Genomic DNA, 15,115 nt, shown 5'->3' with positions numbered 1-15,115 from the left:
GAGACCACATAGACATGACAGTAGAATTAATAACTCCAGTAGCAATGGAAGCTAACTTAAGATTCGCTATCAGAGAAGGTGGAAGAACAGTTGGTTCAGGAGTTGTTACTACTATAACTGAATAGTTAACAAGGTCGAATTTTAAAAAAAAATAGGGCTGGGTTGAAAAACTTAGTCCTTTTAAAAGAAAATAAACTTTAAAGAAGTGAAAAGGCATACTTGATGAATTAAGCTATAAGTGAAGTGTATAACATAAAAATAAGTTGACATATACATCAACTTATGATAAGTTTGTAAGGTAGCACATAATTTAGATATGATATTTAATTGGGTTAAACGTAGTAAAACTTGTGTGCATATACGCAGAACCAGGAGGTGTAGATTGTGAGAGTAAAAGTAACTTTAGCATGTACAGAATGTAAACAAAGAAATTACAATACAATGAAGAATAAAAAGAACGATCCAGAAAGATTAGAAATGAATAAGTATTGCAAATTCTGCCACAAGCACACACTTCACAAAGAAACTAAATAGTTGCTAGTATTCACTAAAAATTTTTAAGGGTGTGAATAACATGGCTGTGAATGAAAAAAAACAAGTGAAAGAGCCATCATCAATGAGCCTGGGTAAATTCTTTAAAGAAATAAAGGCAGAAGCTAAGAGAATAACCTGGCCAGCAAAAAATGAAACGAAAAAATCAACATTAATAGTTTTGTTTTTTTGCGCTATTAGTGCAATAGTAATAGGGTTGATGGACTATGGGTTTCAAGGTCTTTTCAGACTTATTTTCACTAAATAAAGAAGAAAAGGGAGGTAGGAATGAGGGGATAACCTCATCCTAAAAATATGGCAGAAAAATCTCGTTGGTATGTTGTACATACTTATTCCGGTTATGAAAATAAAGTAAAAATGAATTTAGAAAAGACAATTGAAAATAGAGGATTGCATGATCTAATCAATGACATACAAGTTCCAATGGAAGAAGTAGTAGAAGTAAAAGATGGGAAGAAAAAGATAACACAAAAGAAAGTATTCCCAGGATATGTGCTTGTACAAATGATTATGACTGATGAATCTTGGTATATAGTAAGAAACACAAGAGGGGTTACTGGATTTGTAGGTCCAGGGTCAAAACCTGTACCTCTTACTGAAGACGAAGTATTAGCTATGGGAATAACTGAAAAAGTTATCGACATTGATATTTTAGTAGGTGAGAGTGTTAAGATTACATCAGGTCCGTTGGCGAATTTTGTTGCTTTGATACAAGAGATAAATGTTGAAAAGCATAAAATCAAAGGATTAGTTGATATGTTTGGCAGGGAAACTCCTGTTGAACTTAATTTTAATCAAATAGAAAAATTAGATTAACCTACTATAAGACAAAGTCTTATAAAGTGGGAGAGTTTTAAACTCGCATTACCACATATTAGGAGGTGTAAAGTATGGCAAAAAAAGTAGTAGGAATGATAAAACTTCAACTTCCAGCAGGAAAGGCAACACCAGCTCCACCAGTTGGTCCAGCATTAGGACAGCACGGGGTAAACATTATGGCATTCTGTAAAGAATACAATGCTAAGACTGCTAATCAAGCTGGGATGACAATTCCGGTTATAATTTCAGTGTATCAAGATAGATCTTTCAGCTTTGTACTTAAAACTCCTCCAGCAGCAGTTTTAATTAAAAAAGCAGCTGGATTAGAAAGCGGTTCAGGAGAACCAAACAGAAATAAAGTTGGAAAGCTTACGCAAGCACAATTAAAAGAAATCGCTGAAACTAAAATGCCTGACTTGAATGCGTCATCAGTTGAAACAGCTATGAGCATGATAGCTGGAACAGCTAGAAGCATGGGCGTAACAGTTGAAGAATAATTTAGGTAAATTAGTGGGAGGTAAAGACCGCTAAAACCACGAGGAGGAAAAAACATGGCAAAAAGAGGTAAGAATTACCAGGAAAGTGTTAAGCTTATTGATAAAAATGCTTTATACACTCCTTCAGAAGCTGTAGACCTTGTTTTGAAAACTGCAAAAGCTAAATTTGACGAAACTGTAGAACTTTCAGTAAGACTTGGTGTTGATCCAAGACACGCTGATCAACAAGTTAGAGGAGCAGTAGTTCTTCCACACGGAACAGGTAAAACAGTTAGAGTTTTAGTTTTCGCAAAAGGTGATAAAGCTAAAGAAGCAGAAGCTGCAGGAGCAGAATATGTTGGAGCAGAAGAATATTTAGATAAAATTCAAAAAGAAAACTGGTTTGATTTTGATGTAGTTGTTGCTACACCAGATATGATGGGTATGGTAGGAAGATTAGGTAGAGTGTTAGGACCTAAAGGATTAATGCCAAATCCAAAATCAGGAACTGTAACATTTGATGTTGCAAAAGCAATAGCTGAGATCAAAGCTGGTAAAGTTGAGTATAGAGTAGATAAAACTGCGATTGTTCACGTTCCAATAGGTAAAAAAACATTTGGAAATGAAAAACTTGCTGAAAACTATACTGCATTAATGGAAGCTATAGTTAAAGCTAAACCAGCAGCAGCTAAAGGACAATATATTAAATCAGTAGCATTATCAAGTACTATGGGTCCTGGAGTTAAAATAAATCCAACAAAGGTTATAGAATAATCTTGACATAGTAGTTTGAAATTGTTATAATATGAAATGTTGAAAAATAGATAAGACAATACTCCGCAGACAGTAGGTGCGAAAGCATAACGGGGAACCAACCTACCGAGGATTTAAAATATTCGGTTGATTGGATTTTTAAACCTCTTCGTATGTCTGCGAAGAGGTTTAAGTTTTTGTTAAGGAGGTGGCCACAATGATAAGCAAGAATAGACAATTAAAAGAAGCTAAAGTTCAAGAGATAAGAGAAAAGTTACAAAAAGCAGAAGCTGTTGTACTTGCAAATTATCAAGGATTGAACGTAGAAGAAGATACTGAACTTAGAAAGAGCTTAAGAGAAGCAGGTGTAGAGTATAAAGTTTATAAAAATACATTAGTTACTTTAGCTGCTAAAGAGTTAGGTGTCGAAGGATTAGAACAATATTTAGAAGGACCTGTTTCTGTTGCAATATCATATGATGATGCTACAGCTCCAGCTAGAATTCTTAATGACTTTGCAAAAACTCATAAGAAATTAGAATTAAAAGCTGGATTAGTTCAAGGTGAAGTATATGATGAAGCAAAAGTAAAAGAGCTTGCAACAATACCACCAAGAGAAGTACTTATTGCAAAATTACTTGGAAGCTTCAAGGCTCCAATATCAAACTTTGTTTACTTATTAAATGCAATAAAAGAAAAAAACGAATCAGCTGAAAGTGCTGAATAAATTTAAAATAGGATTAACAGATCGTTAAAATAATATGGAGGTGCGATTATAATGACAAGAGAAGATATGATTCAAGCTATAAAAGAAATGTCTGTTTTAGAATTAAATGAATTAGTAAAAGCATGTGAAGAAGAATTTGGAGTAAGTGCTGCTGCACCAGTTGCAGTTGCTGGAGTTGCAGCTGCAGGAGCTGCTGCTGAAGAAAAAACTGATTTTGATGTAGTTCTAGCTAGCGCTGGTTCACAAAAAATCAAAGTTATCAAAGTTGTTAGAGAATTAACTGGATTAGGATTAAAAGAAGCTAAAGAAATCGTAGATGGAGCTCCAAAAACTCTTAAAGAGGGAGTAGCAAAAGAAGCTGCTGAAGAAATGAAAGCAAAACTTGAAGAAGTTGGTGCTGCTGTAGAATTAAAATAGAAATTTGACTTATAAAAAAGGCACTTATATAAGTGCCTTTTTTAAATGTAGAGAAAATACAGTGTTGACACTAAAAAACTGTTATGATATTATAATTTAATGCATAAAGTTTAAGACGGTTTTTATAATTATGAATAAGTGAATTAAGTTATTTTTTTTGGTTATACTAATAAGAAGAGCGTATATGTTTAGAGAAGTAAGTCTAACGTATTACATTTTTTGTTATTTCTTATGCGAGGGGTGAAATTTTAATGGTACATCCTATTCAAATTGGTAAAAGAACGAGAATGAGCTTCTCGAAAGTTAATGAAGTATGTCCTGTACCAAATCTAATCGAGGTTCAGTTGAATTCTTACAAATGGTTTTGGGAAGAAGGATTAAAGGAAGTATTTGAAGACATAAATCCTATTCAGGATTACACAGGAAACCTTGTTTTAGAGTTTGTGGATCACAGCTTAGACAAGGATGCTATTAAATATTCTGTAGAAGAATGTAAAGAAAGAGATGCTACTTATGCTGCTCCATTAAAAGTTAAAGTTAGATTGTTTAACAAAGAAACAGGAGAAGTTAAAGAGCAAGAAGTGTTTATGGGTGATTTCCCATTAATGACTCAACAAGGTACTTTTGTTATTAATGGTGCGGAAAGAGTAATAGTAAGTCAATTGGTAAGATCACCGGGTACTTATTATGGATATAATGTTGATAAAACAGGTAAAAAACTATTCTCCTCAACAGTAATACCTAATAGAGGAGCATGGCTTGAGTATGAAACTGATTCTAATGACATAATATACGTGAGAGTTGATAAAACAAGAAAACTTCCTATAAGCATCCTAATTAGATCATTAGGGCTTGGAAGTGATGTGGAGATTATTGACTTTTTTGGTGAGGAAGAAAGACTAAAAGCTACTATAGAAAAAGATAATACTAAAACCAGAGAAGAAGCATTACTGGAAATATATAAAAGATTGAGACCGGGTGAACCACCAACAGTAGATAGTGCAGTTTCACTTATGAATTCTCTGTTTTTTGATGCAAAAAGATATGATTTATCAAGAGTTGGGAGATATAAATTCAACAAAAAATTAGCTATTTATCTTAGAATTATGAATCAAACTGCAGCTGAAGATGTTGTAAATCCTATTACTGGAGAAATCCTAGTTCAAAAAGGTGAAGTAATAGATAGAGAAAAAGCACATCAGATTCAAGATTGTGGTATTAATTCTGTAAAAATTCAAGTAGAAGACAAAGTTATCAGAGTTATAGGTAATCACTTTGTTGACATACATAAGTTTATAGATTTTGACATATCAGACTTAAAAATTAAAGAACATGTTCACTACCCAACATTAAAGAAAATACTAGATAACTACAGTAGTGAAGATGCTATAAAAGAAGAGATAAAGAAGAATATTCATGAATTAGTTCCTAAGCATATAGTGACAGATGATATTTATGCTACTATTAGCTATGAATTAGGCTTGCCTTATGGAATTGGGAATATTGATGATATAGATCATTTAGGAAATAGACGTTTAAGGTCTGTTGGTGAACTATTGCAGAATCAATTCAGAATTGGATTGTCAAGAATGGAAAGAGTAGTTAAAGAGAGAATGACTATTCAAGACCAAGAAGTTATAACACCTCAAGCGTTAATAAATATAAGACCAGTAGCAGCGGCAATTAAAGAATTCTTTGGAAGTTCACAGCTTTCACAATTTATGGATCAAACAAATCCATTATCAGAATTAACACATAAGAGAAGATTATCAGCTTTAGGACCAGGAGGACTATCAAGAGAAAGAGCAGGTTTTGAAGTTAGAGACGTTCACCACTCTCATTATGGTAGAATGTGTCCAATAGAAACTCCAGAAGGACCTAATATAGGTCTTATCAATTCCCTTGCTTGTTATGCGAGAGTGAATGAATATGGTTTTATGGAAACACCATATGCAATAGTGGATAAAAAATTAGGTAAGGTTACAGATGAAATTGCATACTTTACAGCAGATGAAGAAGATCAATATTTAATAGCTCAAGCAAAAGAGCCAACAGATAATGAAGGACATTTTATAGATGATAAAATAACAGTTAGAAAAGAAGAAGATGTTCTAGTTGTTCCAAAGGAACAAGTTGACTTAATGGATGTTTCTGCGAGACAAATAGTATCTGTTGCCACTGCAATGATTCCATTCCTTGAGAACGATGATGCCAGCCGTGCTCTGATGGGATCTAACATGCAACGTCAAGCAGTACCATTACTAAAACCAGCAGCTCCAATAGTAGGTACAGGGATAGAATATAAAGCTGCGGTTGATTCAGGAGTACTTCCAAAAGCCGAGCATGATGGAACTGTACTTTATGTTAGTGCGGATGAAGTAAAAGTAAAGAGAGATTCAGATGGTAGAATTGATAGATATAGACTTTTAAAATATAAGAGATCTAACCAAGGTACATGTATAAATCAAAGACCGATAGTAGACAAAGGTGAAAAAGTAAAGGCTGGAGATGTATTAGCTGATGGACCATCAACAGATTACGGTGAAATTGCACTGGGTCAAAACATACGTATGGGATTTATAACATGGGAAGGTTATAACTACGAAGATGCTATGCTTGTATCAGAACAGCTTGTACGTGATGACGTATTTACATCTATTCATATTGAGGAATATGAAGCTGAAGCAAGAGATACAAAGTTAGGACCAGAAGAAATAACAAGAGATATACCAAATGTAGGTGACGATGCACTGAAAAACATTGATGAAAGAGGCATAATCAGAATAGGTGCAGAAGTTAGATCAGGGGATATATTAGTAGGAAAAGTTACTCCAAAGGGAGAAACTGAATTAACTGCTGAAGAAAGACTTTTAAGAGCAATTTTTGGCGAAAAAGCAAGAGAAGTTAGAGATACTTCACTAAGAGTTCCTCATGGAGAAGCGGGAATAATTGTAGATGTTAAAGTGTTTACTAGAGAAAATGGTGATGAGCTTCCTCCAGGTGTTAATGAGTTAGTTAGATGTTATATTGCTCAAAAGAGAAAGATATCTGTAGGAGATAAAATGGCAGGAAGACATGGTAATAAGGGGGTTATTTCCAGAATATTACCTGAAGAAGATATGCCTTTCTTACCAGATGGAAGACCTCTTCAAATATGCTTAAACCCTCTAGGGGTACCTTCTCGTATGAATATAGGTCAGGTACTTGAAGTTCATTTAGGATGGGCAGCTAGTGAAATGGGATGGCATATTGCAACACCAGTATTTGATGGTGCAGAAGAAAGAGAAATAGTTGAATTGTTAGAAGCAGCGGGATATTCAGGAGATGGAAAGACTGTATTATATGATGGAAGAACAGGAGAACCTTTTGATAATAGAGTTACTGTTGGATATATGTATATTTTAAAACTTCATCACTTAGTTGATGATAAAATACATGCTAGATCTACAGGACCATACTCATTAGTTACTCAACAACCACTAGGAGGAAAAGCTCAATTTGGTGGTCAAAGATTTGGAGAAATGGAAGTTTGGGCACTTGAAGCTTATGGTGCTGCGCATACACTTCAAGAAGTATTAACTGTCAAATCAGATGATGTTGTAGGAAGAGTTAAAACTTATGAGTCAATTGTAAAAGGTGAAAATATTCCAGAATCAGGTGTCCCAGAATCATTTAAAGTTCTTATTAAAGAATTACAAGCGCTATGCTTAAATGTAAAAGTATTAAGTGATACTAATGAGGAAATAAAGATTAAAGAATCCATAGAAGAAGAGATGGAGGATTTAGGAGTAAATATTGAAGGTGCAGAAGATACTGTAATTTCTTCAGCAAGTAGTGACGTTGATGCGGATGTTGAATTAGAAGAACAAGATGATTATGAAGAAGATGATGATTTAAAATTAGACTATGATGATATACAATTGGATGATTTTGGAGATGAATTGGAATTAGAAGATTTTAATGATGAACATTAATGTGGAGGGAGGATTTACCCTTGATAGAATTAAATAATTTTGAGGCCTTGCAGATAGGCTTAGCTTCACCTGAGCAAATTAGGGAATGGTCAAGAGGAGAAGTAAAAAAACCTGAAACAATAAATTACAGAACACTTAAGCCTGAAAAAGATGGGTTGTTTTGTGAAAGAATATTTGGACCTATAAAAGACTGGGAATGTCACTGCGGTAAATATAAAAGAGTTAGATATAAAGGAATAGTATGTGACAGATGTGGAGTTGAAGTTACAAAATCTAAAGTTAGACGTGAAAGAATGGGTCATATAGAACTTGCAGCACCTGTATCACATATATGGTACTTCAAAGGAATACCATCTAGAATGGGACTTATTCTGGATATGTCACCAAGATCTTTAGAAAAAGTATTATACTTTGCATCATATGTGGTTTTAGATCCTAAAGAAACTCCACTATTAAAGAAACAATTATTAAGTGAAAAAGAGTATAGAGAGAGCGTCGACAAATATGGTGAAGAAAGTTTTGTAGCTGGCATGGGTGCTGAAGCTGTAAAACAACTATTAGAGGAAATAGATTTAGAACAATTATCTGTGGAGCTAAAAGAAGGTTTAAAAACTAGTACGGGTCAAAAAAAGGTTAGAACTATTAGAAGATTAGAGGTTGTAGAATCTTTTAGAAAATCTAAGAATAGACCTGATTGGATGATTATTGATGTTATACCAGTAATCCCACCAGATTTAAGACCGATGGTTCAATTAGATGGAGGAAGATTTGCTACATCTGATTTAAATGATTTATATAGAAGAGTTATAAATAGAAATAACAGATTGAAAAAACTTTTAGATCTAGGTGCTCCGGATATAATAGTACGAAATGAAAAGAGAATGCTTCAAGAAGCAGTGGACGCACTTATAGATAATGGAAGACGTGGTAGACCGGTTACTGGTCCAGGAAATAGACCATTAAAGTCATTATCGGATATGTTGAAAGGTAAGCAAGGAAGATTTAGACAAAACCTACTTGGTAAGCGTGTTGACTACTCAGGACGTTCAGTTATAGTTGTAGGACCTGAACTTAAAATGTATCAATGTGGTCTTCCAAAAGAAATGGCACTTGAACTATTCAAACCATTTGTTATGAAAAAATTAGTTGAAAGTGGAGCAGCTCATAATATAAAAAGCTCTAAAAAGATGGTTGAAAGAGTAATGCCTCAAGTTTGGGATGTACTTGAAGAAGTTATTGTAGAGCATCCAGTGCTTTTAAACCGTGCTCCTACACTTCATAGACTAGGGATTCAAGCATTCCAACCAATTTTAGTAGAAGGTAGAGCTATAAAACTTCATCCATTAGTATGTACAGCATACAATGCCGATTTCGATGGTGACCAAATGGCTGTACACGTACCACTTTCAGTTGAAGCTCAATCAGAAGCTAGATTCCTAATGCTTGCGGCTAATAACATAATGAAGCCATCTGATGGTAAACCTGTTTGTGTACCTACTCAAGATATGGTTTTAGGTGCATATTATCTAACGATAGATAAAGAAGGCGCTAAAGGCCAAGGAAAAGTATTTTCAAACACTGATGAAGTGTTAATGGCATATCAAGTTGGTGAAGTAGACATTCATGCTAAAATAAAAGTTAAAATGTCTAAAATTAAAGATGGAAAAATTGTTAGTGGAATTATTGATACTACACCAGGATTGATAATTTTCAATGAAGCAATACCTCAAGATTTAGGTTTTATAGATAGAAGTAAACCAGAAAATGAATTTAAATTGGAAGTTAATTTCCTAGTTAGTAAGAAAAATTTAGGGAAGATAATAGACAAATGTTATACTAAATATGGACCAACTGTAACATCTATAATGCTTGATAAAATAAAAGCAAAAGGGTATCATTATTCTACTATAGGAGCCATAACTATTTCAGTTTCTGACATGACAGTTCCTGGAAACAAAAACAAACTACTTTCAGATACAGAGGCTGCTGTAGAAAAAATTGAAAAGATGTTCAGAAGAGGATTCATATCAGAAGATGAAAGATATGAAAGAGTAATTGAAAAATGGACTCAGACAACAGAAGATGTTGCCAATGCATTAATGGATAATCTTGATAAATTTAATCCAATATTTATGATGGCTGATTCAGGAGCTAGAGGATCTAAGTCACAGATTAAACAGCTAGCAGGTATGAGAGGACTTATGGCTAACCCATCAGGTAAGATCATAGAATTACCTATCAAGGCATCATTTAGAGAGGGACTTGATGTATTAGAGTACTTTATATCAACTCATGGAGCTAGAAAAGGTAATGCTGATACAGCCCTAAAGACTGCAGATTCAGGATATCTAACAAGAAGACTTGTAGATGTAAGTCAAGATGTTATTGTTAGAGATGAAGATTGTGGAACAGCAGATGGATACGAAGTTAGAGAGATTAGAGAAGGTAATGAAATAATTGAACCGCTAAGTGAAAGACTTACAGGAAGATATTCAGCAGAAGATATAATAAATCCATCAACTGGAGAAGTTATGGTTGAAAAGGATGCTTATATGGATGGCAATATAGCTGAGCAAATAGAAGCAGCAGGTGTTAAAAAAGTTAGGATAAGATCTGTATTTACATGTAAATCAAAACATGGAGTTTGTGCTAAATGTTATGGTATGAATATGGCTACAGCACAGAAGATAAATATCGGAGAATCAGTAGGTATAATTGCAGCACAATCAATAGGTGAACCAGGAACACAGCTTACAATGAGAACATTCCATACAGGAGGAGTTGCTGGAGCTGATATAACTCAAGGTCTTCCAAGAGTAGAGGAGCTATTTGAGGCTAGAAAGCCAAAAGGACTTGCAATAATAAGTGAGGTTTCTGGTACTGTAAGGATTGAGGAAACTAAGAAGAAAAGAATTATACATGTAACAGAAGAGTCTGGAGAAGATAAAGCTTATGATATACCTTTTGGTTCTAGAATCAAAGTTGCTAATGGTAATAAAATAGATGCAGGTGATGAACTTACTGAGGGTTCAGTAAATCCGCATGATATATTAGCAATTAAAGGTGTTAAAGAGGTTAAAAATTATTTGTTGTCTGAAGTGCAAAAAGTATACAGACTTCAAGGTGTTGATATCAATGATAAGCACTTAGAGGTTGTTGTAAGACAAATGACTAGAAAAGTTAAGATAAAAGAATCTGGAGATACTGAATTACTTCCAGGAACATTAGTAGATATATTTGATTTTGATGGAATAAATTCAAAAGTTGCTGAGCAAGGTCGCGAACCAGCTACTGGAGATATAGCATTATTAGGAATTACTAAAGCTGCACTTGCTACAGAGTCATTCTTATCTGCTGCTTCATTCCAAGAAACTACAAGAGTTCTTACTGATGCGGCTATTAAAGGAAAGATTGACCCATTAATAGGATTAAAAGAAAATGTGTTAATAGGTAAATTAATTCCAGCTGGAACAGGAATGATGAGATATAGAGCACTTAAGCTAAATACAGAAGATAGCAATGATGAGGAAAATTTAATAAATATTAGTGAAGCTTAACATTGATTTTGTTGACACAAGTAAAGTAAAATGTTAAAATACATTTTGTATGTATTACAATATGATTAGAGACAAAGAATTAACTTTGTCTCTAACGTAATGTTTTAAGGGGGGTCTACAATGGTTAGCCGGCTTGAAGGTCAAAAAGTTATTGGCTTAAAGCAAACTTTAAAGCATATGAAAAATGGAGAAGGACAGCTTCTCTATCTAGCTAAAGATGCAGATAGTAAGTTAGTTAACCCAGTAATAGAATTAGCCAATGAGAAATCTATTAAAGTTGTTTTTGTAGAAACAATGAAAGAACTAGGCAAGCTTTGTGGAATAGATGTAGGAGCATCAGTTGTGTTAGTTCTATATAAGTAATATGTTAATAACAAAAAAATATATAGCCTATTTAAAATTTAAGGAGGTGGAAAAATGCCAACAATTAATCAATTAGTAAGAAAAGGAAGAAAAACTGCTGAGACTAAGTCAACAGCACCTGCTTTAAAACAATGCCCTCAAAAGAGAGGAGTATGTACAGTTGTTAAAACTACAACTCCTAAGAAACCAAACTCAGCGCTTAGAAAAGTTGCCAGAGTAAGACTTACAAATGGGTTTGAAGTTAGTGCTTATATCCCAGGAGTAGGACACAATTTACAAGAACACAGCGTTGTTTTAATAAGAGGTGGAAGAGTTAAGGACCTTCCTGGTGTTAGATACCATATAGTAAGAGGCGCATTAGATGCAGCTGGAGTAGCTAACAGAATGCAAGGAAGATCTAAATACGGTGCAAAGAGACCAAAACAAAAATAATTTGTTTGAAAATAGTGCTATGTCTTCAGCATTTATATAGATTATATATGTTGTATATTTTGCAGAAGAGAGCACTTTACGGTGGAATTGCCGAGTACCTATGAATTAAATGATAAATGTTAAGGAGGGAAGAAAAGTGCCAAGAAAAGGATTTACACCTAAAAGAGAAGTATTACCAGATCCAAAATTCAATAGTAGAGTAGTTTCAAAGCTTATCAATTCTGTAATGCAAGATGGTAAAAAAGGATTGGCTCAAAAAATATGCTACGATGCTTTTGAAATAATTTCAGAAAAAACAGGAAACGATTCTATAGAAGTTTTTGAAGCTGCTATGAATAACGTTATGCCATTATTAGAAGTAAAGGCAAGAAGAATAGGTGGAGCTACTTATCAAGTTCCTATAGAAGTTAGAACAGAAAGAAGACAGACTTTAGGACTTAGATGGATTATTGGAGCTGCTGAAAAAAGAGGCGAAAAGTACGCGAGAGAAAGATTAGCAGGAGAATTAATGGATGCTGCTAATAACACAGGAGCGGCTGTTAAAAAGAGAGAAGACACACATAAAATGGCAGAAGCTAACAAAGCGTTCGCTCACTATAGATATTAATAAAATTTTAAACTTAATGATAAAACTGTTTTGGTTGAATCCAAAGCAGTTTTGTCCAATTGTAAATTTTAACTTTAGATAAATAAAGTAATTTACTAGTTGAGAGGAGGAAAAAAAGAGTGGCTAGACAATATCCGTTAAACCAATTTCGTAACATCGGAATAATGGCGCATATTGATGCTGGTAAAACTACAGCAACAGAACGTGTATTATTCTATACAGGAAAAACTCATAAGATAGGAGAAACTCACGAAGGTGCGGCTACTATGGATTGGATGGTTCAAGAACAAGAAAGAGGTATTACAATTACTTCTGCTGCAACTACTTGTTTCTGGAAAGAACATCAAATTAACATAATAGACACACCAGGGCACGTAGATTTCACTGTTGAGGTTGAAAGATCACTAAGAGTACTTGATGGGGCAGTTACTATACTAGATGCCAAAGGTGGAGTTGAGCCTCAAACTGAAACAGTATGGAGACAGGGTGACAAATATCATGTTCCAAGAATGATATTTGTAAACAAAATGGATATATTAGGTGCAGACTTCTATATGTCAGTAAACTCTGTAAGAGAAAGATTACGTGCAAATGCTGTACCAATACAACTTCCAATAGGAAAAGAAGATAATTATGAAGGACATATAGACCTTGTGAAAAATACAGCTGTTATCTTCGATAAAGAATTAGGAGTAACTTTTGAAGAAGTTGAAATTCCATCAGATTTAAAAGACCAAGCTGAAGAATACAGAGCTTCAATGATAGAGGCTATTGTTGAAACAGACGAAGAGTTAATGATGAAATATCTTGAAGGTGAAGAAATAACAGAAGAAGAAATGCATATTGCATTAAGAAAAGCAACTATAGCTAATGAAATAGTACCTGTATTATGTGGTACTGCTTATAAAAATAAAGGTGTTCAACACTTACTAGATGCTGTTATTGCATACCTTCCATCGCCACTTGATATAGAATCAGTACAAGGTGTTGATGAAGATGGTAATGAAATTACAAGAAAAGCTGATGACAATGAACCTTTATCAGCATTAGCATTTAAGATTGCTACTGACCCGTTTGTCGGTAAACTTGCTTTCACAAGAGTTTACTCAGGAGTAATGAAAAGTGGTAGTTATGTATTAAACAGTAACAAAGGTAAAAAAGAAAGAATTGGAAGACTTGTTAAGATGCATGCTAACCACAGAGAAGAAGTTGAAGAGTTATATGCAGGAGAATTAGGAGCGGTAATTGGTCTTAAAAATACAACTACTGGAGATACTTTATGTGATGAAAAATCAGTAGTTGTTCTTGAAAGTATGGAATTTCCAGAACCTGTTATTTCAGTAGCTATAGAGCCAAAAACTAAGGCTAGTCAAGAAAAAATGGGAATAGCACTAGCTAAACTTGCTGAAGAAGATCCTACATTTAAGACTTATACAGATCAAGAAACAGGTCAAGTAATTATCGCTGGTATGGGTGAGCTTCACCTTGAAATCATAGTAGATAGACTTCAAAGAGAATTCAAAGTTGAGTGTAATGTTGGTGCTCCACAAGTTGCTTACAAAGAAACTATTAAGAATGCTGTTAAAGCTGAAGGTAAGTTTGTAAGACAATCTGGTGGACGTGGACAATTTGGACACTGCTGGATTGAATTAATACCTCATGAAGGAGAATATGAATTTCAAAATGCTATCGTTGGAGGAGCTATTCCAAGAGAATATGTTCCAGCAGTAGATAATGGAATTCAAGAAGCTTCACAAAGTGGTATTTTGGGCGGATTCCCAGTTATTAACTTCAAGGTTAAATGTTATGACGGTTCATACCACGATGTAGACTCATCAGAAATGGCCTTTAAGATTGCTGGTTCTATGGCGTTTAAAAATGGTATGGCTAAAGCAAACCCAGTACTACTTGAACCTGTTATGAAGGTTGAAGTAGTTGTTCCAGAAGAATATATGGGAGATGTCATAGGTGATATTAACTCAAGAAGAGGTAGAATAGAGGGAATGAACCCAAGAGGCGGTGCTCAAGTTATTGAAGCACACGTTGCACTTTCTGAAATGTTTGGATATGCAACTGTATTAAGATCAAGAACACAAGGAAGAGGAACATACAGCATGGAATTTGATCATTATGAAGAAGTTCCAAAGAGTATAGCAGATAAAGTTATAGGCGATAAATAATTGAAAATAACTTGTTGAATAAAAATATTAAAATAAATTATTGGAGTTTCAAGTAAGTAATTTAAAATCAATAATTTAAAATAAATTTTAAAAATAAAAAATACTTAAATTAAACGATAATTTAGGAGGGAATTTAAAATGGCAAGAGCAAAGTTTGAAAGAACAAAACCACACGTAAATATAGGAACAATAGGACACGTAGACCACGGAAAGACAACAACAACAGCAGCAATAACAATGACATTAGCAAAATCAGGT

The 15,115-nt window shown here is 34.1% G+C and carries 14 protein-coding genes, 1 pseudogene and 1 other annotated feature; all 15 genes and pseudogenes read left to right on the top strand.

The window, feature by feature from the left end; genetic code table 11:
• Positions 1–125 (top strand): annotated as a pseudogene (tuf, locus tag OIO11_RS13085) (elongation factor Tu); the annotation flags it as partial.
• Positions 126–384: 259 nt separating this feature from the next.
• Entirely contained in the window at positions 385–534 is a 150-nt protein-coding gene (gene rpmG / locus OIO11_RS13080; protein WP_268059708.1) for a 50S ribosomal protein L33, read from the top strand.
• 40 nt (positions 535–574) lie between these two features.
• Positions 575–799: a preprotein translocase subunit SecE gene (gene secE, locus OIO11_RS13075; protein WP_268071892.1), complete on the top strand. Its 225-nt coding sequence runs from the start codon at positions 575–577 to the stop codon at positions 797–799.
• Between the two features lie 47 nt (positions 800–846).
• Positions 847–1,368 (top strand): transcription termination/antitermination protein NusG, encoded by a 522-nt coding sequence (gene nusG, locus OIO11_RS13070; protein ID WP_268071891.1) that lies wholly within the window; start codon positions 847–849, stop codon positions 1,366–1,368.
• A 74-nt stretch (positions 1,369–1,442) separates the two neighbouring features.
• Positions 1,443–1,868 carry a 50S ribosomal protein L11 gene (gene rplK / locus OIO11_RS13065; protein ID WP_268071890.1) on the top strand — a complete coding sequence of 142 codons (426 nt, stop codon included), beginning with the start codon at positions 1,443–1,445 and terminating at the stop codon, positions 1,866–1,868.
• Between the two features lie 54 nt (positions 1,869–1,922).
• A complete protein-coding gene (gene rplA, locus OIO11_RS13060) occupies positions 1,923–2,621 on the top strand; it encodes a 50S ribosomal protein L1 (RefSeq protein ID WP_268071889.1) in 699 nt (232 codons plus the stop codon).
• Positions 2,622–2,666: 45 nt separating this feature from the next.
• Positions 2,667–2,803: a sequence feature (ribosomal protein L10 leader region), on the top strand.
• Positions 2,804–2,817: 14 nt separating this feature from the next.
• Positions 2,818–3,327 carry a 50S ribosomal protein L10 gene (rplJ, locus tag OIO11_RS13055; protein WP_268071888.1) on the top strand — a complete coding sequence of 170 codons (510 nt, stop codon included), beginning with the start codon at positions 2,818–2,820 and terminating at the stop codon, positions 3,325–3,327.
• Positions 3,328–3,378: 51 nt separating this feature from the next.
• Complete coding sequence (rplL, locus tag OIO11_RS13050) at positions 3,379–3,744, top strand: 50S ribosomal protein L7/L12 (protein ID WP_268071887.1); 366 nt, start codon at positions 3,379–3,381, stop codon at positions 3,742–3,744.
• Between the two features lie 251 nt (positions 3,745–3,995).
• Positions 3,996–7,718, top strand: a complete 3,723-nt coding sequence (rpoB, locus tag OIO11_RS13045) for a DNA-directed RNA polymerase subunit beta (RefSeq protein ID WP_268071886.1) — start codon at positions 3,996–3,998, stop codon at positions 7,716–7,718.
• 20 nt (positions 7,719–7,738) lie between these two features.
• Positions 7,739–11,275, top strand: coding sequence for a DNA-directed RNA polymerase subunit beta' (gene rpoC, locus OIO11_RS13040; protein WP_268071885.1), 3,537 nt, complete (start codon positions 7,739–7,741; stop codon positions 11,273–11,275).
• 120 nt (positions 11,276–11,395) lie between these two features.
• Entirely contained in the window at positions 11,396–11,638 is a 243-nt protein-coding gene (locus OIO11_RS13035; protein WP_268071884.1) for a ribosomal L7Ae/L30e/S12e/Gadd45 family protein, read from the top strand.
• Positions 11,639–11,692: 54 nt separating this feature from the next.
• Positions 11,693–12,070 carry a 30S ribosomal protein S12 gene (gene rpsL / locus OIO11_RS13030; RefSeq protein ID WP_268071883.1) on the top strand — a complete coding sequence of 126 codons (378 nt, stop codon included), beginning with the start codon at positions 11,693–11,695 and terminating at the stop codon, positions 12,068–12,070.
• A gap of 136 nt (positions 12,071–12,206) precedes the next feature.
• Positions 12,207–12,677: a 30S ribosomal protein S7 gene (gene rpsG / locus OIO11_RS13025; RefSeq protein WP_268071882.1), complete on the top strand. Its 471-nt coding sequence runs from the start codon at positions 12,207–12,209 to the stop codon at positions 12,675–12,677.
• Between the two features lie 119 nt (positions 12,678–12,796).
• Positions 12,797–14,857 carry an elongation factor G gene (fusA, locus tag OIO11_RS13020; protein ID WP_268071881.1) on the top strand — a complete coding sequence of 687 codons (2,061 nt, stop codon included), beginning with the start codon at positions 12,797–12,799 and terminating at the stop codon, positions 14,855–14,857.
• A 138-nt stretch (positions 14,858–14,995) separates the two neighbouring features.
• Positions 14,996–15,115 (top strand): GTP-binding protein (locus OIO11_RS13015; RefSeq protein WP_268071893.1); only part of this gene is annotated, 120 nt, incomplete at its 3' end.

The sequence above is a fragment of the Clostridium sp. ZS2-4 genome (assembly GCF_026719745.1).
Lineage (GTDB): Bacteria > Bacillota > Clostridia > Clostridiales > Clostridiaceae > Clostridium_H.
The sequence above is the reverse complement of the archived record's forward strand: the minus strand, read 5'-3'. Positions and strand labels throughout refer to the sequence as shown.

Coding starts and splice junctions, on each gene's coding strand:
- rplA (WP_268071889.1), top strand. CDS start 1,923: ATGGCAAAAAGAGGTAAGAATTACCAGGAAAGTGTTAAGCTTATTGAT.
- secE (WP_268071892.1), top strand. CDS start 575: ATGGCTGTGAATGAAAAAAAACAAGTGAAAGAGCCATCATCAATGAGC.
- rpsL (WP_268071883.1), top strand. CDS start 11,693: ATGCCAACAATTAATCAATTAGTAAGAAAAGGAAGAAAAACTGCTGAG.
- nusG (WP_268071891.1), top strand. CDS start 847: ATGGCAGAAAAATCTCGTTGGTATGTTGTACATACTTATTCCGGTTAT.
- rplL (WP_268071887.1), top strand. CDS start 3,379: ATGACAAGAGAAGATATGATTCAAGCTATAAAAGAAATGTCTGTTTTA.
- rplK (WP_268071890.1), top strand. CDS start 1,443: ATGGCAAAAAAAGTAGTAGGAATGATAAAACTTCAACTTCCAGCAGGA.
- rplJ (WP_268071888.1), top strand. CDS start 2,818: ATGATAAGCAAGAATAGACAATTAAAAGAAGCTAAAGTTCAAGAGATA.
- rpoB (WP_268071886.1), top strand. CDS start 3,996: ATGGTACATCCTATTCAAATTGGTAAAAGAACGAGAATGAGCTTCTCG.
- OIO11_RS13035 (WP_268071884.1), top strand. CDS start 11,396: ATGGTTAGCCGGCTTGAAGGTCAAAAAGTTATTGGCTTAAAGCAAACT.